Genomic DNA, 19,772 nt, shown 5'->3' with positions numbered 1-19,772 from the left:
TCGTCCACGATGTGAAAGGATCGGTCATAGAGCGTTTTCTCAGCTCTCCAAGTTTCGGATAAGCCTGCACCTGTTCCCCGGCAGGAGTCAGTTCTTTCTCCAACTTCCCGCCGCCAAAGCGCAACGCACATTCTTTTACCAGTCCGGCTTCTTCATTGATTGGCCACCAGTCACGCGCTTTCGAGCCTTTCGGTCTCATTCGGACGATTTGGGCACTGCCAGGGATCATAGTAATAATCAGCCAAGGTCCCTGCACGGATTTTCTCAATGGTTTCCTCAATCCCGTTCAGCGGCACCAGATACCATTTCCGGGGTTCCACCTGACCGCCGAAACGATCTTTCAGTTCCATGTCCAATCTGGCGGCTGAAAAAACTTATGCAGCAAGGCTTCCAGCAGGGTTGGGTTGATATTCGCGAGCTTGAAGCTTCCGACGAGTTCGACCGGAGCCAATAAGTAAGTCGGATCTTTCTTCGCGTTGGCGTGCGGAAAGCCGTTCGGCAGGCCAGACGAGACTGTAAACCGAAGAGGTCGTGCAGAGGGATGGTCAGGGAGGATGCCGTCGAGTCTGGGAGACTTCCAGGATCAGAGGGGGATCACGCCTCGTTCAGACTTCGACGCGGTATCCCGCACACGGCGTGTGCGGACCACGTCGCTGCCGCGTGTCTTCAAGGCGTAAGGCCATCCTTAGGTAGAGAGCGTTGTCCCAACGCACCGCCGAGGTAGGTGCAAAGAGGTCTATGACTCTCGCTCCTATCCATCGGCACTCACAGTCGCCCGACCGGAGCGCGTGTATGCTGAGCGAAGCGGACGCTACTCGCCACTTGCCGGCCTTCGATGTCGGATGGCCAAGGCCTCTGCGACCGTCTAGAGCACTCCACCTTTCAAGGTCGCCTCCGTCCTGGGAAGGTCAGGCGAGTAGGCTCCGCCATACTCGCGCTCCAGTCGCTCGGCCTGCGCTGTCTTTTGATTGGGTTGGTGGGGAACCGCTGCGCCGGGTCCGACTTTTCTGAAAGCGGAGATGGCGGGACGGTGATGGATTTTGTTAGGCCGATTCACACCGCTTTAGCTCCGCGCCTCCTTCGCCCCCGAAGTCACGGACGAGACGCAGCTCGTCCCTACCAAGGACCGTCTCTTTGTAAATTCACCACCGCTTGCGAGGTGGCAGACCTTTCCGTTCTCGGACGTAGTCCTCGATCATGGAAGGAAGGACCCAACGCCGCTGACCGCCACCGGGGCCTTCCAGATGGTGCCTGTAAACGACCGTGCAGAGGTCATCCTTAACATTTAACAGCAGGTGGTTGCTACGCGCCTCTGGAGTCTGCTCCGCCACGGCAAAAGGGTCGATATCCCAAGCCACGGTGAAGTACCTGCGAATGAACCATGTGGTGTGAATTTGGAAGTGCATATCTCGATAGTAGCGGTGCAGATCCTCCCAGGACGAAGGCCAGCGATCTTGATTGGCTTTCATGTAAGAGACAATGGCGGGTTCCAAGTTCATATTCCCATAGGCCAGGTATAACAGATTGAATATGCCACCCCTAGCCATAGGGAAATCCCGCCGACGATGGCCACGGCGATCAAGCAGCCGGGTCTTTTGATTTTTTTCATCGGTCTCAAGGAGTCTAAAGAGTGCGTTCACTCATCCGTCACTGCGCATGGGGTGCCTTATTTCGCTCCACTTCGATATCGAGTATTTTCATGGGTGGTAAGGGCTCCTTACCCTCGGGCGCGAGGATGTCGGCAGGCAGATGCAAATACTCCCCTTTTTGTTCCAGCTTCACCGTCCCCACGGAAGCGTCATTGTAGGCAATGATCACCGTTTGATCTTTCCAAGCCATTCCTCTCTCCCGTTTTGTCCCAAGGAGGTTTCCCCACCACGTTGAATCAGTCCAAGTAGGAGGCCAACTGGCTTGAGCTGAATTTTCCAGGACGACGGGGTAGTAGGATGGCGAGGTCGAGCTTAGGCCAGCAACCATCATCCAGTGATTTTCTCCAGGAAGCAGTGCCTGATCATAGTCGGGCGCTGTGCCGAGATTTTTGTCCGGCATGAAACCTGATCTCGGACAGCCAAAGATGGTTTCATCTCGAACCAAGCCTTCCTGAAACAAACGACGGAAGGCCTCATTGGAGGTGGCCTCCTATCAGAGTAACGATCAGCAAAATCAGCACAGTGCCTGACACAAGCCAATGCCACCAACACCAGCCAGTTCGTGTCTGAGGGGGGGACTCATTCATGGAGGCATTACACCTCACAGGGATTCACGGAGGCAAGGCTAAAAATAAAACTCAAGTCTGTCCGTGGCGGTAGGACGTTGTCCCAACACGCCGTGATGCTAGCGAAAAAGAAGTCTTCGACTCTCGCCCTCTTCCCCACGGCCCGAGCAGTCGCCCGACCGGAGCGGGTGTAGGCTGAACGAAGCGAGGTGACGAGGCACTGTACTTGTTTCGTCTTCGATGTCGGACGGCCAAGGCCTCTGCGAGAGCCAAGACTACCCCACCTTTTCCTGGACTTCGTCGTCCTGGGAAAGCTGGGCAAGTAGGCTCCGCCATACTCGCGCTCCGGTCGCTCGGCCTGCGCTGTCTTTTGATAGAATGGGTGGGTGACAAGGTGTGAGGCCATCCTGGCCTTTGATGCAACGATACCGCAATTCCGGTATCGTTGTAAATCAACGGATTACGATGGCCTCCAATCCTCCCTCACTCCGGTAATACCGATAAATATGTTCTTTTGTGCATGAATTCCGTGTGTCATGTTGTGTCATGGCAAAGGGACAAAGCAGAACGCAGAAGGTTAAATACGGCGGTGTCACGGTGCTCGTCCGCCCCCGTAATGATGGCCGATGGGTGATCTATTGGAGAGAGGCAAGGAGGCCACGCCAGACCACCGCACAGACGGAAAAGGAAGCTGTAGAAGTGGCGAAAGAAAAGGCGCGTGAAATCTCCGGCAAACAGGGCGGGCGGGTTGTCACGATCGAGGATTCTCAGGTGCTTGAGCTGGTCCGAAAGCTGGCGGGAAATCGTCCGGCTTTCGCATGGCTGCGTGAGATGGAGGATTGCCAAACACGCCTCAAGGGAGCGAGTATCCCAAGGGCGGTTCAGCACTTCCTTGCCAGTGGTGCCGCAGACTTGGTGCAGGTGACATTTGCGACCGCTAAGGACTCATATCTCCAAACCTTCAATACACCAGGGATGTCGAAGTTCAGTTCCAAAGCTCCCCGGCAGGAGCTCGCCGCCTTTGATGCTTCTCACACCGGTGTAATGCTGGAGGAAATCACCAAGCCAGTGCTTCAGCAATGGATCGCTAGACCGGTGAAAGGAGATGAGTCGCCATCTCGAAACACCTTCAATAACCGCGTGAAAACGTGGAAAGCTTTCCTGAACTGGTGCCAGGAACCCGAACAGAAGATGCTGGCCCCCGGGGAGCCTCATGCAGCGGCATCTATCGAGAGGCTGGAGGTGCGGACCAATCCCAAGATCTGGACTTCTGAGGTAGCACGGGCAATCCTAGCTATCCTACCTGAGACGCTACGGCCGTATCTGATTATCGGCTGTTGGTTTGGTCCCCGCCCGACCGAGATTGAGCGTGTTCGCTGGGAGCTGTTTGATTGGAAGCGGGGCTATCTGCACATCGATGATACTGTAGCAGAGAAGACGCCGGATCAAAGGTTCGTCCCTATGTGCCCACTGGCGAGAAAGCTTCTTGAACCCTGGAAAGATGCGAAGGGTCTATGCTGCCCGCCTAATCCACAACATAAAATCAGCAAGCTGGCGAGGGCTGCGAAGATCATCACCAAGTGGGAAGTCGATGTGATGCGGCACAGTTACATCTCCTATCAGATCGCGAACGGCGTCAGCAAGGGGCAAGTGGCCGAATGGACAGGTAACTCTGAGACGATCATCAAGAAGCACTACCGCCGCCCGCTGCGGAGAGAAGACGGCAAGGCGTGGTTTGCGGTGGCCGCTTAGCCGTCACAAAAAAAGTGTTTACATATCACTTTGGTATCATTCCAGTTTCAGAAAATGTTCGGTTTATGCCGATTAATGCCGACTATTTCCGCTTTATTTCCTGTTCGTTACCTGTTCGATTTCTGGTCACATATACGAGTGTAACCAGTTAGGGGTAAGCATCGTTTTATCCTTGTGGAATAAGGTTTGGGGAGTCAGTATCTACTCACCGCAGAAGAACTTTGGGTGGAGCCTGAGTCATCTGGCTCTCTCAGTTCCCGCTGCATGAAGCCCGGCCAAGTGCTCCACCACTGGCCGGGCTTTTTATTGTCCCTGTGGTATGAAAATGACGCCACGCCAACGATGAAACATAATCATGACCCTCCCTATTCTGTTCTCAGGCCTGATTATCGGCATAACCGCCTGCAACTTGACCTCCATTAAAAAATGTCAATGCTGTTCACATGAACGCGATGAACCCAAAGTCTCTGAGTTGATCGATCAATTCGGGCGGAAGCACATCCTCGGTTTTCATATCACAGGGAGGCAAGAATTGTGCTGCCCACTTCAAAAAGGCCAGACAAAACGTAAGCGGCTCCCGTGCCGAACCACGTTAGGCCAGTGCCGACAGCCTCAGCATAGACTTCCGCGCTGCTCCAGCTCGTGGGGCTTTGTGTGAGCTTCGCGATCAGGCAGCACAGGAGCGCGATCTTGAGGCTGACTTTCACAGTGCCGTTTGCCACGGCTTGAAGAAACTCAGTCAAACTGGGAAAGCCTAAATCAGCAGCCTTTTGTTCAAGCTGCTTCTTCTGTGTGTCTGTCATCCAGACGTTCACTTTCACTTTATCCTTGCTTCGTTGGTTAGGCATAACTGGCCGTAGCGTCGCGGGTGGACACCCACCTTGCAAATTAAAAAAGGTGAAAAAAGATGAAAAAGAATTGACATGGGTGGACTCCCACCGGATAAACCAAGCGTGGTGGGAGTCCACCCGAGAGCATATGAAACAAGTCGTCATCAAACTGCCACCCAACATTCATACTCGTCTTAAATTTCGAGCTAAGAAGCGCCATCGCACTGCCGGACAGCAGTTGATTGCTATCGCTCTAGGCGATGATGAACCGCTCACAAGTGATGATGAGCCTAACAAGAGTCCAACCTCAAAACCTGCGGAGGAAGCGGCATGATCTCCGGCCCTCTGTCACTTCGGCTTGTGGCTCGCTTCTTGGGCAAGACTGAGGATGCAATGCCCACCGTCATCAAGGATGGCCTTCCCACGGTGCAGGTCAATGCAGACAAGGGGCCAGTCACGAAGGTCTATTTCACGCAACTCTTGGACTGGGTCAATAAGTCCGCCAAAACCCCAATGACGGCAGAGCAACTGGAGGCCGAGCTCACTCGCTGCCAGTCCACCCTCAAAGCACAGGACAAAATCAAACGCCAGAAGGCCAAACAAAAAGTATCACTATGAGCACGGTTCTTTTTCTCCTCACCTGTGTCCTCCTGACCTTCACCATCTGGCAAGCTGCGGCCTTCATTGCCTTTCTTGATAGCAATGCTTTCCACTCATTCCGCATCTGTTGCCGAATGGGTCAATCTGAGGTCTGGCTTTGCCAGCACCAAACCAAACGTCTGACGTGGGAATACGCCCATTGTTCAGCTTCAACTTTCCGGTGGTGGCAATGGCCATTGATCCGGCTCGCCTGCCCGTTCGCTGCTTCAACGCGCTGGCTCTGAAACACAACCCGCCACGGGCTGCACTGCTGGAAACAGGCACGGCTCGAAACAAGTCAGGAGGTCCGTCGGCGGGCCCTTTCCCATACACCACCATGAGTAACAACACCACACCACCCGCCAAGGATATCCGCAAAGGTCACGACAAGATTCGCGATCACTTTTTGAAGACTCTCGACATGCTCGAGGGTTCATCCTCAGATCCTTACATTGTCCACGCCGCAAAACCGTGGCGTCAGTTCATCGAGTCGTTCGGAAAGCGGCCTTTATTTCTGAACCCTTTCATCGAGGCGCGAGCTCTCCAGCTTGATACCGTTCTGGATTTGCTTCCAGGTCATGGCTTAGCCGAGGTAGCCGTTGAAAAGATTATCGAGGACTTCATGTCTGGCGATTTCGGTTATCTAACTGAAGGCTGGGACTTGGACGATGAAGAAGCCAGCGTTGAAGCTCTGAAGCAAATCGTTGCCGAATGGAAAGCTGAAGATGAAGCCCTCAACCAGACTGAGGAGGTGGCAGCATGATCCGTATTCAAAGCCTGTTCATTCAGGTTAAATCAGGTGTCGCTACCATCCGGGCCGAAAAAAGCGGTCACATCCATGTGACGGTCTCCAAGAAACGATTCAAGGAGCTTAGTGAAGAAGCTCGCATGAGCTGTGTATATGCCGACAGGTTCATCTATGACACCGTTGCCAAGGATCTAAACTTTGTCCTGACTGAACACGGCCAGCAGAGGTTAGATCAGTATCACCCATTAACCACTGAGCGGTTTATCAGAGTGGTTCTCTGGCCTCGGTTCAAGGGTAAGAGCGGAATTGGCTTCAGTGTCTCTCAAGACGCCGAGGGGATCATCATTTTCGTGAATAAACGAATGCATGAGAAATTGATGAAAATGGCTGCTGATAACAGCCTGAAAGATCCCGCCGAAGTCGTCATGCAAATCATCATCAAAGACCTTGAAACTCTCACCAAGGAGGCCGCATGAAAAACCCTATTATAGACCTTGAGCCAGAATCAAGCATCCTTCTCAATATACCTGAAGTTCCGCCCGTTCAAGCAATCCCGGGCATGTTGGTGCTTTGTAAGGGTGGAGTTCTCACGATCCGCAAGGGTGGGAGTAATCGACGCTCTGAAATGACCTTTACGCTTTCAGAGGCAATCCAGTTAAGCGCAGCAATCCAGCAAGGAATCAAACAGGAGCTCTTCCTGCCCTCTCCAGAAGGAAAGGAGCCTGGATATGCAGAGAGGCCTTTAGATGATGGAGCATTGGCCAACCTAAAGCGAATGATCGCTGAAGGGGATTCTAAGCCCAGCGAGGAATCAAGAGAGGGTTGATGTAAAACCGCAATTCGAAAGCGCGGACACTGGAATGCATAATGAAAGAGCGCCCAAAAAAGAACTCTGGTAAGTTACCATCTCTACAGTTCTATCCAGCAGACTGGCGGAAAGATCCCGCTGTTCAGTCTCTCGATTATGAAACTAGGGGCGTGTGGTTTGAAATTCTCTGCCTCATGCATGAGTCAGAAGAACGCGGCGTGCTCCTGCTCAATGGGCAAGTTATGCCTGAAGATGCCTTGGCGCGTCTACTCGGTTTGGATAAGCAAATCCTAACCAACCATTTAACCAAACTGGTAACCTATGGTGTAGCAAAGCGCAGGGAAAGCGATGGAGCCATTTTTAACAAGAGAATGGTCAATGACGAGGAACTGCGAAAAGTGAGGCAAAATGCAGGAAAGAAGGGCGGAAACCCGCTTTTGGTTAAGCAAAAGCAAACCACCCAGGATAAGCAAATCCTAACCCCTTCATCTTCATCTTCATCTTCATCTTCGGATAACATACCGACGGCTCCAAAAGGAGGCTCGTCGGGTGGGGGCAAGGAACCCAAAGGGAAACCGGGATCGCCTAAAGATGCTCGTCACCATGAGTTCATCCGGGCATTCACTGAAGCATGGGAACTACACTTTCAGGACAAATACCCGTTCAAGGTTGCCGATGGAGTAGCAGTGGCCACATTGCTCAAAACCACAACTCTCACGGTTGATGAACTGATGGCGGGAATACAGTGGTGCTGGAGCGAGATTGACAACAATCAGCGTGCCGCCTGGGCTGTTAAGCAGGCTGCAACTCTCAGGGGTTTTTGCGCCAATTACTCAGGCATCGTCTCTGAACATCGCAGCGCTCAAAACAGGAGGCCAAGGCAGTGATCACTGAACAGAGCAGCCGTTACGGCCGTCGCCGTGATGAAACCCCTACCGCTGAGGAACTTCTTGCTAGCTTTTCAAACGCTGCCGAGAGCATGCCGAATAGCCAGGAAGCTGAAGAAGGCCTTTTGTCCTGCATCTTCCAAGATCCTGACCGCATCATGGAGGCGAGGGCAAAGCTTCAGCCAGAGGCTTTCTATCATTGCGAGACACGCACGATCTTTGAAGAACTCCTGACGATGGATCAAGAGGGTATCCCGTTGGAATCGGTAGCTCTGAATATCCGCCTTAATGATCAAGGGAAGATCGAAAGGGGGCTAGTGAGGCAAGGCCAAGCGACGATAATTGCATGTAGTTTGGTCATCCCTGCCTACTTCGACCGGTATTTGAAAATGATCCACGACCGGTGGACACTCCGTAAAGGGATTCATGGTCACCTTCTCGCGGTCCGGCTTATGTTCCGGCATCTGACGGACAGGATGGAGAGCGAAGTAGCAGGAACGTTAACCGACTGCCAGAACATTGTGCAGATGTCCCTTGATGGGGTGAAGTTCGATACGGGGAGCTCGGCAACTCTTCGAGAATGCCTCAGTGAGCATATTGATCACATGATGGAGCTTCAGCAAAAGAAGGATGCCGGGATAGAAACGCTCATTCCTACAGGCTTCCCAACACTTGACCGCCGTGCTGGTGGTATTGGGTTGAATGAATACTGGCTCGTAACTGGACCTACCAAATCCGGCAAATCAGTGCTGGCTGGCCAAATTGTGAAGCATGCCGCCCGACGTGGCTTCAAGGCCAAGATCTACACAAACGAGGTTCAGCGTGTGTCCTATGCTGGGCGCTTCCTGGCCTCTGAGAGTTCCGAGTTTGACGGCACGGTGGAGCGTCATGGATTCGTGAACAGGAAGCAACAAAACGAGTATTCCCGCGCGATCACGGCTTTGAAGAATAGCATTGGAGATTTCATCATCATTGACAACGCAGCGGGAAAGTATGTTGAGGATGTGGTAGCCGACATGCGCCTAGAGGCAAGGTCTGGAACAGTTCTGTTTGTTGTGGATTTGATCGGCAAACTTCGAACTCGCGCCAGCCATGGGAACCGGGAGCGTGAGCTCGCTCACATCTCAGGATGCCTTAGTGATGCAACCAAAACACTTGGCATTGCCTGCCTTGTAGTTGCCCAGGAAAACGAAGATGGAGCAGTGCGAGAATCGAAGGCTCTGGGGATGGATTGCGAAGCGTGGCTGAAGCTTGTCCATGTCCGAGCTGAGAAAAGGAGAGGCACAGTCAAATTCGGATCCAGTTCCTCAGAAATGGACACCCAAGATGAGATCATCAGGAATCGACGAAAGCTCATCGTGCAACTGGCTCGCGGCTTTGCGGCTGGAGATGTGATCGACTGCGCCTTTGACGGGGCACGCTTCTTCATAGCCGAGTTGGATAACCACCGAACTGAAGAATCATAAAATCAATTTCCCACACCCACACGCGACCAATGAAAACGAGCACGATCAACAAGACAGTGAAAGCCTGGATGCAGGCGGGCGAGCCCCACAGCTACGCTAAAGAGCGCAACATGACCCAGCTTTCTGAATGCATGGATTCCACGAATGCCGAACTCTGCCAGATCCTCTATGAGTTCGCGCAAGCATGGGCCAAGGAAAACCCTGGAGGCCCTGGCGACACTGCGCCCCTGGTGGTTCACATGGATGAAGGGACCGTTGCCCTATTTGTCCGCTGGGGACGCCGGAAGGGGCAGCCTCTCTTCTCCCCCAAACGTGCCCTCCGCCAGAAGCAAGACGCTCCGATGCAGATAAAGCCAAAGTCTGGAACGCCTGTGACCGCTAATCACCGCCAAGCATTTGAGTGCTGGTGGCGTTCTGAGGGCCGCGGGCTGCTTTATCAGGACTCCGCAGGCCGATACACTACAGACGCCGCTAGAGCGGCCCGGGCAGCTTGGCAGGCGGCAATCCCTGAAGTCACCCGCGCTCCTCGTCTTGAGGACAGTGACATATTGGCTATTCACCGACAGGCTTATGACCTTTCCCGGTTACTTGGCCACTCGCTTCCCCAAGCTGAGCTTTTGGCCGTGTCTGCTGTCCGGCGTGCCATTGCCCATGATTTGAGCTTTCGATGCAATACCGTGTCACGCTGCAACCTCGCTGAATACTTCGCGCGTTGCCTCACAAGGAAAACCGTGTCCGATCTGGACGAATCACAGCAGCGTTTGATTCACAAGCTCACAGACGGGGTTCTTGATCACCTTGGACTCTCTGACTTTGACGAGCCGAAAGAGCCAAAGGACCGGGATGCCGTCGCATTCATCACCCCTTCAGTGAAACCTCAAGAGAAGATGGCGGCATGAGCTTACCCCTCAAAACCCGCTGCTTGCGATACATTAAACGCAATCCGAGCGTTGCGCTTTCTAAGGTTGCTACTCGCTTCGGAATTAAGCCCGCAACCCTTAGATCATGGAGGTTTCGGGCAGCTAAGGGCGTTGCAAAAAGTGTTGCAGTTGAAGAGGCTAAACCTACCCCGCCCCAATGGATGCGCAGTCTGCACCATGACTGGGCTCACTTGGTCGGACCTGACGGCGTCGCCCTTTGCAGCGCCCGCATTCCGCTTGGCTCCATGTGGCACCCAGCCGAAGAGACGAGACGATGCACACGGTGCAAGGGGGCGGCAAAGAAACTCGGATTCCCTGAGCTAGCGAAGGATTCAGCTTGACTCAGGGTTTGCGGATACCCCTATAACCCCGTGTTGCTGCGAGACAGAAATGCACATGCAAAATACTGACAACTCTAACGACATGCCTGCTCATCCATCGCCGTGGCGAGAGCTGGAAAAAGATGAACTTCCTCTCGCTGGAGATCAAGCTTGGAACGGTAAACGATGGGAAAAGATATCGATCCCAAGCATGTGGCTAGCTGGAGGAAAGAGGATAGATGGTGACAGATTTAGGACTAGACGACCTTTGCTAGGTAAGCCTTGACTTTCCCTCAGGTGGTTAGCCTCGTGATGTGTGACCGACGGAAGCCAGCCTCTATCCAATCCCAAGCATGAGCGGTTTGCGCTGCTCTTAGCCCAAGGAGAAGTGTCCGCTGCTGAGGCTTATCGGCAGTGCATCGCGAGTAACAAAGCTTCTGCAGCGACCATTGAGACGGAAGGGCCTGCGCTCGCTCGATCTCCTCAGGTGGCCCTCAGGATTGCCTGGATTAAGTCTCAGGTTGACGAGAAAGCCAAGGAGAGAGCAGAGGGAACGGTGCTCTCGATCCTTGAGAAGAGGCTTATGGCTGCCCGTATATGTCGAGCTAAGCCATCTGATGCCAGGATGGACAATCCAGACTGTGAGCTGGTGATGACGAAGATGGGGCCTGTTGCTTTGTTCCCATCTAAGGCTGCGATGATTAAGATTGACAACGATCTCGCCGGAGAGGGCAGTGAGGCGAAGGGCAATGATGCCATGGCTGAACTGCTCAAGCGCCTACGAAAATGACAGCCGACGCATTAACCGTGGGTGAATTGGCTCTGCTGGAAGATCCTTTCTGGCGGCTCACATCAGGCAAGCTCTACAAGATCAAGACTGCGGATGGTCGGGGTGTAATCCCTTTTGAACCACGGCCCGAACAACAGGTTCTCCTGCGTGAGCTTATCGACGCAGTGGACGCCGTGAAAGCGAAGTCACCGGGCTGGCAGAAGGTTCAGAAGAAGATGAAGCTCAAGGCTCGGCGCTTGGGCTGGTCCACCACCATTGGTGTCTTCATTGCTGACTGTCTCTGTTTCCGCCAAAGCTTCACCGCGACGCTGATCGATCAGACAGGTGAGGATGCCACCAAGAAGATGACTGGCATTGTGAAGGTGGCGGTCAACGCCGCGCTGGAGATCATGCCTTTGCGAAAGCTGAAGGATAACGACTCCGAGCTCACAATTGATGCGGAAGATCCAGAACAGAGCGCACCATCCACCTTCTATGCTGGCACAAAGGCCCGTGGTGGCTCCAATGATTTCCTCTGGCTGTCTGAGGTGGCGGTTATTCAGTTCGATGATCCGAAGCGGGCCGAGGAAATCGTAACAGGAGCGCTGCCATCGGCTCGCCACGGTGTGATAGTTGGAGAGACGACCTGGAAGGGTGGTAAGGGTGGCAAGGTTTACGAGCTCATTGAGCCGACGTTGAAAGGCACTGCCGATGACTGGCAGGTTGATTTCTCCCCCTGGTGGCAAGATCCGCGCAACGTGGCCCCTCATGCCTCCCATGACGCGCAAAGCCTCAAGTATTTCCATGACATTCAAGAGCGGCTGGAACGTGATGGAATCCACCTGAGCGACGAGCAGCGGCGGTGGTGGGCACAGGAGAGACGGACGCAGGGCATCTTTATGATGCGCGAGAACCCCACCTTTCTTGATGAGTGCTGGAGAGCGCCGATTGAAGGTGCCATCTACGCACCCTCTCTGGATCGGGCTCGGACTGAGGGCCGTATCTGCTCCATGCCTGTGGCTGGAGATGCCTTGGTGAATACGTCTTGGGATCTTGGCTCCCCACGTCATACAGCCATTTGGTTTTGGCAGGTGGTCGGGCGTGAGATCCGCATCATTGATTATGTCGCGGGCTTCGAAGGAACGCTAACTGAGCTTGTCGCCATGCTCCTGGCTAAGGGCTACAACCTTGGTAAGCACTACCTGCCACACGATGCACTTCAGACAGAACGAAGCGGCTCTAACTTTGCCTCGGAGCTGCGGACGGCTGGACTGTCTAACCTTGTGTGTGTGCCACGAACGGCATCGGTGTGGATCGGGATCAATCACGCGATTGAGATGATGCCGAGCATCTCCTGGCGGAACACTCCCGCCGTCGAGAAGGGACTAGAAGCACTCGCCGCCTATCGCCAGCACAAGGAGGGCGCGGGAGCTCTCACGAAGGCAGAGCCTGTGCATGACTGGGCAAGCCACCCAGCCGATGCACTCCGACACATGGCCGAAGCTCACCGGGCGGGACTGTTCAAGTTCTCTTCAGCCGCTGAGCCAAGGCCAGGGGAGTATGGTGAGAGACGCCAGCGCAAGGGAATGAAGCCGCGCAGAATTTCCGCTTGAACTTTTTCAGCGAGATCAACAGAGGGTCTTAAGTCGCAGAGGCCCGAAAGGACTACCGCAAGCGGCGGACTACTCGTTAAGCGAGGCCAGCTCACGCTGACTACCGAGCCGCCCGAGAACCTTGATTCACTTCAATTCTCTCCTTTATGCCTGATCATATTCCCGCACATTTTACCACTGAGTTCAGCACGAACTGGATTCATCGGTGCCAGCAGACCAAAGCCCGACTCGATGACTTCGTGATCGATGAAGACTTCTCTGGCGAACGTAAACGCTACGACCGCCTCGGTGCCCAAGAAAGCTCCGAGCGCACAGAGCGTAACCAGCCCACGCAGATCTCGAATCCGAACTCTGACAACCGTTGGGCACAACGCCGGAACTTCTCTGTGACTAACCTCGTGGACGACACCGACGCCAAAAACCTTGGCAAGCTGGTTCTTCCCACCAGTGATTATGTCATCAGCCACGGCAACGCCTACAACCGCGATAAGGACATCATTGCATGGACGGCGGCGATTGATCCGGTGATGACGGGTGAACTGGGCACAACTCCATTCAGCCTGCCTTCCTCTCAGGTGATTGTGCACGGCAGCACTGGCCTTACCCTGGCCAAGTTGATCCAAGCCAACGAGATCATTGAAGACGGCGAGCTGGAAGACGGTGCTCCTCGTGTGATGGTGGTGTCTCCCAAGCAGCTTACCAACCTGCTGAACACCACTGAGGTGAAGTCGGCGGACTACAACAGCGTGAAAGCTCTGGTGTCTGGTCAGATTGACACCTTCATGGGCTTCAAGTTCATCAAGTCCACCAAGCTGCGTAAGGTAAGCACGACTCGCACTTGCGTTGCCTGGGTGAAAGGCTCCATCAAGCGAACCAAGGGCGCGATGTCTTCCAATATGGCTATCCGCCATGACCTCTCTGAGTCGGTCCAGATCCGCTCCAAATACGATCTCGGCGCTACTCGCGTCTATGACGAGGGTGTGGTGGTGATCGAGTGCACGGAATAACCCTGAACCCCTGAGTTCCTGAACCCTTTAAGCATCCAAGATTATGCCTGTCACCTTCGAAACCCCCATTTTCGCGCTCCAGAAAAAGGACCGCGCCAATACCTCCCGTCTGGCTCCCCCAAACATCGCCAGCGGTGATGTCGAGTTTGCAATCATCCCTTACACTCTCACGGGTGGCACGGACGAAGCGGCTGCTGATATCATCAAACTGTGTGTCCTGCCCAAGGATGTGATCCCGCTGCCTCACCTCTCCAGCATCATCTGTGACGCCGATCCTGGCACCGCCTTTACGGTTGATGTGGGCACAGCAGACAATCCCGATGGCTGGGGCGACGGCGTGGCGCTGACGACCGCGGGTAAGGTGGAGTTCTGTGCCGCCGCTCATACCATGCCCGCGTGGTTGGCTCAAACGCCGCTGGTCCCTGACTCGGGCAGTGGCAATGCCGAGGTGTTCGCCACCGTGGTGACCTCCACATCCCCCACGGCGGGCGTGAACGTGATCTTCGTCCTCGCTTACAAGCGCGGTCGCTAACGCTCCTTGGTCGGAGTGTGGAAAACGGGTTTTGCGGCTCTCCCGCCAAAGGGGCCGCGCTTTTTCTTTCCAGGCCATGACACAGCTCGAACTCTGCAATGTGGCACTTGCCCATCTAGGGCAGGCAAGGATTGCAGCTATCGGGGATGCCAACGCATCAGCTCGGGCTTGTGATCTGCATTATGAGCCTGTGCTTAAAGAGGTGCTTCGTTCTCACCGTTGGAACTTTGCGGTGAAACGCCACAATGCCAGCCTCGTGTGGATGGACTTGGATGGCTTCAGTGATGACAGTGGCGGCATCCAAGTGGATCAAGGCTCACCTCATGGCTTAGCCACAGGAGATCGCATCCACATTCGTAACAACACGTCCCAAAAAGGTCTGAATGGATCGTGGTCGGTCACGGTGGCGGACAGCACCGCCTTTATCCTGGATGAGGCGGTTTTTACCGAGACAGGTTTGACTGAAGATGGGGAATTTGTGAAGGTTCCGAAATTCGGTTGGTCCTATCAATTTGATTTGCCTGAGGACTGCCTGCGCGTGCTGGAGGTGAATGATTCCGAGGCTGGCGACTGGATCTCTGAAGAGTGGGTTGTCGAGGGTCGCAAGCTGCTCACGAATGCTTCGACGCTTCGGCTTGTTTACATCCGTGATCTCGAATCTGACGAGGCACTGACTGATTCTCTCTTTGCTCAAGCCTTCGCCCTCAAGCTGGCGGTGGCTCTTTCTGAAACCATTCGAGGCACTACGAACAAGACGAGCGACCTGCTGACAGCCTACCAAAATGTAACGGCACCACTGGCCCGTCGTGTGGATGCCAATGAAGGCCGTCGCCGCAAAGGCCTGCTCCCCTTCAACTCCTTAGCCCTGCGTGCTCGCCGTCATGGTGGGCCGTTCCGTCCCTAATCATGTCCACCGCGCACATTCATATCCCCAGCTTTAATGCGGGCGAAATCAGCCAGCTTATGGGCTCCCGCTTCGGTGTGGAGAAAGTTGCCTCTGGCTGTCGGCAGCTTCGCAACTTTGTGATCCATGCCCACGGCCCAACCTTCCGACGCCCTGGCATGGAGTTCATTGGCATGGCTGCCAGCAATGACACGCCATCCAATCTGCGTTCCTTCCAGTTCAGCTCTTCGACAGTTGCCATGCTGGAGCTTTCCGAGTTCGGTTTGCGAGTGTGGCAGAATGGGGCGCTGGTATCTCTGCTTCAGCCTGTATTCTTGCCTTACGGGGCGGATGACCTTCCTGATGTGCAGATGTGCCAAGTCAACGATGTGGTCTATCTCACGCATCCAGGTTATGAGCCTCGCAAGCTGATCCGGTATTCGGATAATGACTGGCGCATCCAGGTGATCGACTGGCGATTTCCTCCGTTGTTGGACGAGAATCCAGGGGATCAAGCATTGCCAGATAACTTCGATATCGTCAGCGATTATGACTGGCGGCCCTACGCTTGGAGGCAGAAGACTTTCATCCCCAGTAGTGGTATTGATCCCACAGTCACAATCGTGGGCACGCCGCCCCCTAACGACGGGGAAATGAAACGCTTGGTGGTTACTCGGTTGTTCATCGTTAATGGAGGTGGCGTGCCTCCTGGTCCATATCGATGGAGGCCTATCGTTGATGTGACTTGGTATGGATCATTGCCTACCATTCACCCCATCCCGGTCGTTACCCCATCTCCGCCAGGGGAGAGCGCTACGCAAACTTTCGCTTTCCACTACCAAGGGCCTTACTTTGAGGGCTCGTTTCGTATGGGCAATAATCCTGCCCGTATGTATTTGTCGGATTATCCGATTGCTACAGGTGCGGCTCCCGAGCCTGTCACTATCCCTGCCGGATCGTTTCGATATACTCTCAACTATCAAGCTCCTGGGCTGGATTCATTGCAACTGAACGCACCTGGAGCTACACGCATGGCCCTTGAATACCGGGAAACGCCAGGGTCTGGCGCATGGTCAGAGTATGCGACATTTGACCCGACCATCAGTCATAACATCCAAGTCACGGATGTGCTGGCTGTGGAAACAGAATTCCGGTGGGTGACAAACAGCTTTGATTACACATTGCCAGCGGGGCAAGACATCGCTCGCATTGAGGCTCTCAATAACCCCAGTCCTTTCCAGACCTCAATTCAGATCGACAACGAAACTGCTGGCTCAGGTCGGGAGCTCACGGCAAATCGACCTCTTTTCCGTCCGGGTCATGTAGGATCTTACTGGCAGCTGACTCACCGCCGCGAGAATGCCTTTGTCGAGATCGTGTCCACTTCTGCCCCGGTGGCGGCTACGGGTGTGCTGAGTATCCCCACCAATCCCACAGCCAATGCAACTGTCACGATTGGCAGCCGCACCTACACCTTTGTGGCAACGCCTACGCTGGCTGGTCACGTGGACATTGGAGCCAATGCGGGGGTCAGTGCTTCCAACCTCGCCGCCGCGATCAATGCAGGCGCAGGAGCGGGCACGGCTTACTTTGGCAGCACTGCGGCTCATGCCGATGTTACCGCGACCGTTTCAGGCACCGATGTAACCGTGACCGCTCGCAAGCCAGGCACCGGTGCGCATGCGGTCAATCTTACCATGACTGTGGTGGGTGGCTCATGGGATGATGTGTTCCTTCATGATGGCGTGGATGCTAACACCACGATCTCGGGGGCCAATACCTCGGGATTGCGCATCAATGGTGGCTGGGAAGTGTTCACCTATGGCTCGTGGGACAGCACTCTCTATCTTGAACGTCTGAATGCTGCCGGAGGCTGGGACTTCGTGCGCTCCTGGCGTTCCAAGATGGACCGCAATATCTCAGCCTCAGGCCAGACTGACGGAGACGAAACCTTGCGGTTGCGGATCATTGCCGGAACATCCTCAGAGACTTCGACGGCTGCCGCTCCTCGCTTCCTGCTTGAGGCATCGGATGCACGCATGAATGGGCTGGTAAAGATTACTGGCATCGGCACCCTGACACCGGAAGGGCTGAGTGTGAATGCCGCATGTGATGTCATCACGCCATTGCTTTCGACAGGCCCAACTTACGTGTGGACTGAGGGCGCATGGAGTCAGTATCAAGGATTTCCAAGTGCAGTTGCCATGCACCAGAACCGCCTGTGGTTTGCAGGCACGGCTAAGGCTCCAATGCGCATCTGGGGCAGTGTGAGCGGCGACATTGAGAACTTTCGCCGGACATCTCTGGATGATGGTTCTGCCTCCTGGACTCCGCTGGCCGATGAGTTGAACCCTATCCAGTGGATGATCTCCCAGGGGGCCGATATGGTCATCGGCACCGGCGGGGATGAATGGACAGTATCGGGCCAGGGCAAGGCCATCACGCCAACCAACTTTGACTTCCAGCGCCAGAGCCGATTTGGCAGCTCTTCAGTGGCGGCCATCATGGCTAATGAGGTGGTGGTGTTTGTGCAGCGCGGAGGCCGCAAGGTCCGGCGCATTTCCCAACGCTCCAACAACGAGCCGTGGACGACAGCGGATATGACGGTGCTGGCAGAACACATCTCCTTGGATGGGATCAAACAACTGGCCTTTGGTAGCAACCCTAACTCCATCCTCTGGGCGGTGACCAATAGCGGTAAGCTCCTGGGGATGACTTTGGAAGTTGAGCAAAATGTCTTTGGCTGGCACGTGCATGAGACGGATGGCGAGGTGGAATCCGTCGCGGTGATCTATGGCACCGTGGCCGATGAAGTCTGGCTGGCGGTGAAACGCGGCAGCATCCGCACCATCGAGCGGCTAGACCCTCGCGTCTTTGCTCGCGACTTCACCGACCATCAACGCATGATCTTTGCAGACTCCGCCGTGCGGTATGACGGCGAGCCAACAACATCTATCACTGGCCTGGACCATTTGAACGGCAAGACGGTAAGTATCTTGGCCGATGGCATCCAGTTGAGTGATCAGGTGGTATCTGGCGGCGCTTTGACGCTGTCTTCTCCAGCATCTGTGGTGGTGGTGGGCCTGCCATTCACCAGCACCTTGCAGCCTTGCCGCTTCGAGTTGCAGTCACAAAAGGGCTCAGCTCAAGGCATGCTCTGGCGCGTGTCGCGCATCGGCCTCTATGTGCATCAGAGCCAGGGCGGTAAGGTGGCCGAGCATCCATCCAGCACCTTCGAAGATCTACCTTACTCCGATAGCTCGCTTTATACCGGGGACTTGGACGCCCCGGTTGAATCCTCTGCCCGTCCTGGGACAGACGCCTTGGTGAAAACCTCCACACTCTTGCCGCTAACCATTGGCAGCATGCTTCTCAAACTCGACCTTTATGGAGACTGAACAGCCCTTCTTTATCCTTGGACTCCCCCGCACCCGCACCGCATGGCTTTCCACCGTGCTGAGCATGTGTGGTCGTCCATGTTATCACGAGGGCATGCGTGGCTTTGCCTCATTTGAGGACTATGCCCAGAATCGCGAGGTGCCGGGAGATGCTGACCCAACCTTGATCTATTGGACGGCCCGACTGCTGGAGCAATGGCCGGATGCGCGGTTCGTGGTGGTATCCCGAAACGGTGAAGACGCGCTACGAGATCTTATTGCGGCCTCGCCCCCTGAACTGGAGCAAAGCCTAAAGGAGGGGTGGGCGTCTTGCATGTTGGCCTTCTCCATGACCCGGGATCTGTTGAGAGGAAATCCAAACGCTATGTTCTTGGAGTTCGCCGATCTAACCGACAATGCTCTGATTTCTGAGTTGGTGGCGCATTGTGGCGGCGCGATTCCTTCACCGTCCGCTCTATCCCACTGGCAGCGAATGCGGGTGACATCGCACATTGCCATTGAGGGGATGATGGATTCTCCTCGGGCGCTTGCCCCTCCAAGTCAGAGGGTTAGGGCCGCTGACATCTGCGATGTGACGGGCCTTGAAGCTGTGATGTATGATCGCCAGGACTTTGAAATGGTGTCCTACTGGTGGCGTATGCATTCAGGGTCTGCATTCCATGAGGCATCGCTCCCCCCGCTTGGAGTGATAGTGAAGCTCAATGGAGAACCCGCTGCTGCTCTGTGGTGCTACGAGAGCTTTGGTGTGTCTGTGGCTGAGCTGACTTTCCCTGTGACACGTCCTGGCTTATCGGTGAAGGATGCCCGCCGGGCGCTCATTTATGCGGTTTCCTGCCTCGTGGCTGTCGCCGGGAAGGGCCACGAACCGGAGGCGACTTTCACCACTTTCAAGGTTTTGGCTCCGCAGGGGCTAGCTCGCTTCCTTGTTCGCATGGGGTTCAAGCCAATGCTGACAGAACGGAAACCTATGATCCTCACTCTCTGA

Annotated in this window: 20 protein-coding genes; 16 read left to right on the top strand and 4 right to left on the bottom strand. The window is 54.8% G+C overall.

Annotated features, from left to right (window positions below; genetic code table 11):
• Window positions 1-170 precede the first annotated feature (170 nt).
• From B5D61_RS26175 to B5D61_RS07520, 3 genes are all read right to left on the bottom strand, one after another.
• Complete coding sequence (locus B5D61_RS26175) at window positions 171-350, bottom strand: hypothetical protein (protein ID WP_176159279.1); 180 nt, start codon at window positions 348-350, stop codon at window positions 171-173.
• Between the two features lie 792 nt (window positions 351-1,142).
• Window positions 1,143-1,499, bottom strand: coding sequence for a hypothetical protein (locus tag B5D61_RS07525; RefSeq protein ID WP_078812724.1), 357 nt, complete (start codon window positions 1,497-1,499; stop codon window positions 1,143-1,145).
• 148 nt (window positions 1,500-1,647) lie between these two features.
• The gene (locus tag B5D61_RS07520) at window positions 1,648-2,049 is read right to left on the bottom strand and encodes a hypothetical protein (protein ID WP_078812723.1); all 402 of its coding nucleotides are present in this window, start codon (window positions 2,047-2,049) and stop codon (window positions 1,648-1,650) included.
• Window positions 2,050-2,761: 712 nt separating this feature from the next.
• Here B5D61_RS07520 and B5D61_RS07515 point away from each other — a divergent pair.
• Window positions 2,762-3,967 carry a tyrosine-type recombinase/integrase gene (locus B5D61_RS07515; RefSeq protein WP_078812722.1) on the top strand — a complete coding sequence of 402 codons (1,206 nt, stop codon included), beginning with the start codon at window positions 2,762-2,764 and terminating at the stop codon, window positions 3,965-3,967.
• A 515-nt stretch (window positions 3,968-4,482) separates the two neighbouring features.
• On the opposite strand, the gene B5D61_RS07510 is transcribed toward B5D61_RS07515, so the two are convergent.
• On the bottom strand, window positions 4,483-4,815 hold the full coding sequence (locus tag B5D61_RS07510; RefSeq protein WP_078812721.1) for a hypothetical protein: 333 nt from the start codon (window positions 4,813-4,815) through the stop codon (window positions 4,483-4,485).
• Window positions 4,816-4,945: 130 nt separating this feature from the next.
• On the opposite strand from B5D61_RS07510, the gene B5D61_RS07505 reads away from it, so the two are divergent.
• From B5D61_RS07505 to B5D61_RS07435, 15 genes are all read left to right on the top strand, one after another.
• Complete coding sequence (locus B5D61_RS07505; RefSeq protein WP_078812720.1) at window positions 4,946-5,131, top strand: hypothetical protein; 186 nt, start codon at window positions 4,946-4,948, stop codon at window positions 5,129-5,131.
• Window positions 5,128-5,415 (top strand): hypothetical protein, encoded by a 288-nt coding sequence (locus B5D61_RS07500; protein ID WP_078812719.1) that lies wholly within the window; start codon window positions 5,128-5,130, stop codon window positions 5,413-5,415. Before B5D61_RS07505 ends, B5D61_RS07500 begins: the two co-directional genes overlap by 4 nt.
• A 166-nt stretch (window positions 5,416-5,581) precedes the next feature.
• Complete coding sequence (locus tag B5D61_RS07495; RefSeq protein WP_139373122.1) at window positions 5,582-6,199, top strand: hypothetical protein; 618 nt, start codon at window positions 5,582-5,584, stop codon at window positions 6,197-6,199.
• Window positions 6,196-6,660 carry a hypothetical protein gene (locus tag B5D61_RS07490; RefSeq protein WP_078812717.1) on the top strand — a complete coding sequence of 155 codons (465 nt, stop codon included), beginning with the start codon at window positions 6,196-6,198 and terminating at the stop codon, window positions 6,658-6,660. The genes B5D61_RS07495 and B5D61_RS07490 overlap by 4 nt, the downstream gene beginning before the upstream one ends.
• Entirely contained in the window at window positions 6,657-7,010 is a 354-nt protein-coding gene (locus tag B5D61_RS07485; protein WP_078812716.1) for a hypothetical protein, read from the top strand. Before B5D61_RS07490 ends, B5D61_RS07485 begins: the two co-directional genes overlap by 4 nt.
• Before the next feature lie 41 nt (window positions 7,011-7,051).
• Window positions 7,052-7,879, top strand: a complete 828-nt coding sequence (locus B5D61_RS07480) for a hypothetical protein (protein WP_078812715.1) — start codon at window positions 7,052-7,054, stop codon at window positions 7,877-7,879.
• Window positions 7,876-9,345, top strand: a complete 1,470-nt coding sequence (locus B5D61_RS07475) for a DnaB-like helicase C-terminal domain-containing protein (protein ID WP_078812714.1) — start codon at window positions 7,876-7,878, stop codon at window positions 9,343-9,345. Before B5D61_RS07480 ends, B5D61_RS07475 begins: the two co-directional genes overlap by 4 nt.
• Window positions 9,346-9,374: 29 nt before the next feature.
• Entirely contained in the window at window positions 9,375-10,244 is an 870-nt protein-coding gene (locus B5D61_RS07470) for a hypothetical protein (RefSeq protein WP_078812713.1), read from the top strand.
• Between the two features lie 828 nt (window positions 10,245-11,072).
• On the top strand, window positions 11,073-11,375 hold the full coding sequence (locus B5D61_RS25620; protein ID WP_139373121.1) for a hypothetical protein: 303 nt from the start codon (window positions 11,073-11,075) through the stop codon (window positions 11,373-11,375).
• Window positions 11,372-12,967, top strand: coding sequence for a hypothetical protein (locus B5D61_RS07460; protein ID WP_078812711.1), 1,596 nt, complete (start codon window positions 11,372-11,374; stop codon window positions 12,965-12,967). Before B5D61_RS25620 ends, B5D61_RS07460 begins: the two co-directional genes overlap by 4 nt.
• 146 nt (window positions 12,968-13,113) lie before the next feature.
• A complete protein-coding gene (locus tag B5D61_RS07455; protein ID WP_078812710.1) occupies window positions 13,114-13,974 on the top strand; it encodes a phage capsid protein in 861 nt (286 codons plus the stop codon).
• 43 nt (window positions 13,975-14,017) lie between these two features.
• The gene (locus tag B5D61_RS07450; RefSeq protein WP_078812709.1) at window positions 14,018-14,506 is read left to right on the top strand and encodes a hypothetical protein; all 489 of its coding nucleotides are present in this window, start codon (window positions 14,018-14,020) and stop codon (window positions 14,504-14,506) included.
• Window positions 14,507-14,582: 76 nt separating this feature from the next.
• Window positions 14,583-15,410 (top strand): phage connector family protein, encoded by an 828-nt coding sequence (locus B5D61_RS07445; protein ID WP_078812708.1) that lies wholly within the window; start codon window positions 14,583-14,585, stop codon window positions 15,408-15,410.
• A gap of 2 nt (window positions 15,411-15,412) precedes the next feature.
• Window positions 15,413-18,787 (top strand): phage tail protein, encoded by a 3,375-nt coding sequence (locus B5D61_RS07440; RefSeq protein ID WP_078812707.1) that lies wholly within the window; start codon window positions 15,413-15,415, stop codon window positions 18,785-18,787.
• Window positions 18,777-19,772 carry a sulfotransferase family protein gene (locus B5D61_RS07435; protein WP_078812706.1) on the top strand — a complete coding sequence of 332 codons (996 nt, stop codon included), beginning with the start codon at window positions 18,777-18,779 and terminating at the stop codon, window positions 19,770-19,772. The genes B5D61_RS07440 and B5D61_RS07435 overlap by 11 nt, the downstream gene beginning before the upstream one ends.

This window comes from Prosthecobacter debontii, assembly GCF_900167535.1.
Lineage (GTDB): Bacteria > Verrucomicrobiota > Verrucomicrobiia > Verrucomicrobiales > Verrucomicrobiaceae > Prosthecobacter > Prosthecobacter debontii.
Note: the sequence above shows the minus strand (reverse complement) of the source record. Positions and strands in the feature narration are given on the sequence as shown.

Bases quoted from the DNA above. Each gene is read 5' to 3' on its own strand.
- B5D61_RS26175 (WP_176159279.1), bottom strand. From the start codon at position 350: ATGGAACTGAAAGATCGTTTCGGCGGTCAGGTGGAACCCCGGAAATGG.
- B5D61_RS07525 (WP_078812724.1), bottom strand. From the start codon at position 1,499: ATGAACTTGGAACCCGCCATTGTCTCTTACATGAAAGCCAATCAAGAT.
- B5D61_RS07520 (WP_078812723.1), bottom strand. From the start codon at position 2,049: ATGCCGGACAAAAATCTCGGCACAGCGCCCGACTATGATCAGGCACTG.
- B5D61_RS07515 (WP_078812722.1), top strand. From the start codon at position 2,762: ATGGCAAAGGGACAAAGCAGAACGCAGAAGGTTAAATACGGCGGTGTC.
- B5D61_RS07510 (WP_078812721.1), bottom strand. From the start codon at position 4,815: ATGCCTAACCAACGAAGCAAGGATAAAGTGAAAGTGAACGTCTGGATG.
- B5D61_RS07505 (WP_078812720.1), top strand. From the start codon at position 4,946: ATGAAACAAGTCGTCATCAAACTGCCACCCAACATTCATACTCGTCTT.
- B5D61_RS07500 (WP_078812719.1), top strand. From the start codon at position 5,128: ATGATCTCCGGCCCTCTGTCACTTCGGCTTGTGGCTCGCTTCTTGGGC.
- B5D61_RS07490 (WP_078812717.1), top strand. From the start codon at position 6,196: ATGATCCGTATTCAAAGCCTGTTCATTCAGGTTAAATCAGGTGTCGCT.
- B5D61_RS07485 (WP_078812716.1), top strand. From the start codon at position 6,657: ATGAAAAACCCTATTATAGACCTTGAGCCAGAATCAAGCATCCTTCTC.
- B5D61_RS07480 (WP_078812715.1), top strand. From the start codon at position 7,052: ATGAAAGAGCGCCCAAAAAAGAACTCTGGTAAGTTACCATCTCTACAG.
- B5D61_RS07470 (WP_078812713.1), top strand. From the start codon at position 9,375: ATGAAAACGAGCACGATCAACAAGACAGTGAAAGCCTGGATGCAGGCG.
- B5D61_RS07460 (WP_078812711.1), top strand. From the start codon at position 11,372: ATGACAGCCGACGCATTAACCGTGGGTGAATTGGCTCTGCTGGAAGAT.
- B5D61_RS07455 (WP_078812710.1), top strand. From the start codon at position 13,114: ATGCCTGATCATATTCCCGCACATTTTACCACTGAGTTCAGCACGAAC.
- B5D61_RS07450 (WP_078812709.1), top strand. From the start codon at position 14,018: ATGCCTGTCACCTTCGAAACCCCCATTTTCGCGCTCCAGAAAAAGGAC.
- B5D61_RS07445 (WP_078812708.1), top strand. From the start codon at position 14,583: ATGACACAGCTCGAACTCTGCAATGTGGCACTTGCCCATCTAGGGCAG.
- B5D61_RS07440 (WP_078812707.1), top strand. From the start codon at position 15,413: ATGTCCACCGCGCACATTCATATCCCCAGCTTTAATGCGGGCGAAATC.
- B5D61_RS07435 (WP_078812706.1), top strand. From the start codon at position 18,777: ATGGAGACTGAACAGCCCTTCTTTATCCTTGGACTCCCCCGCACCCGC.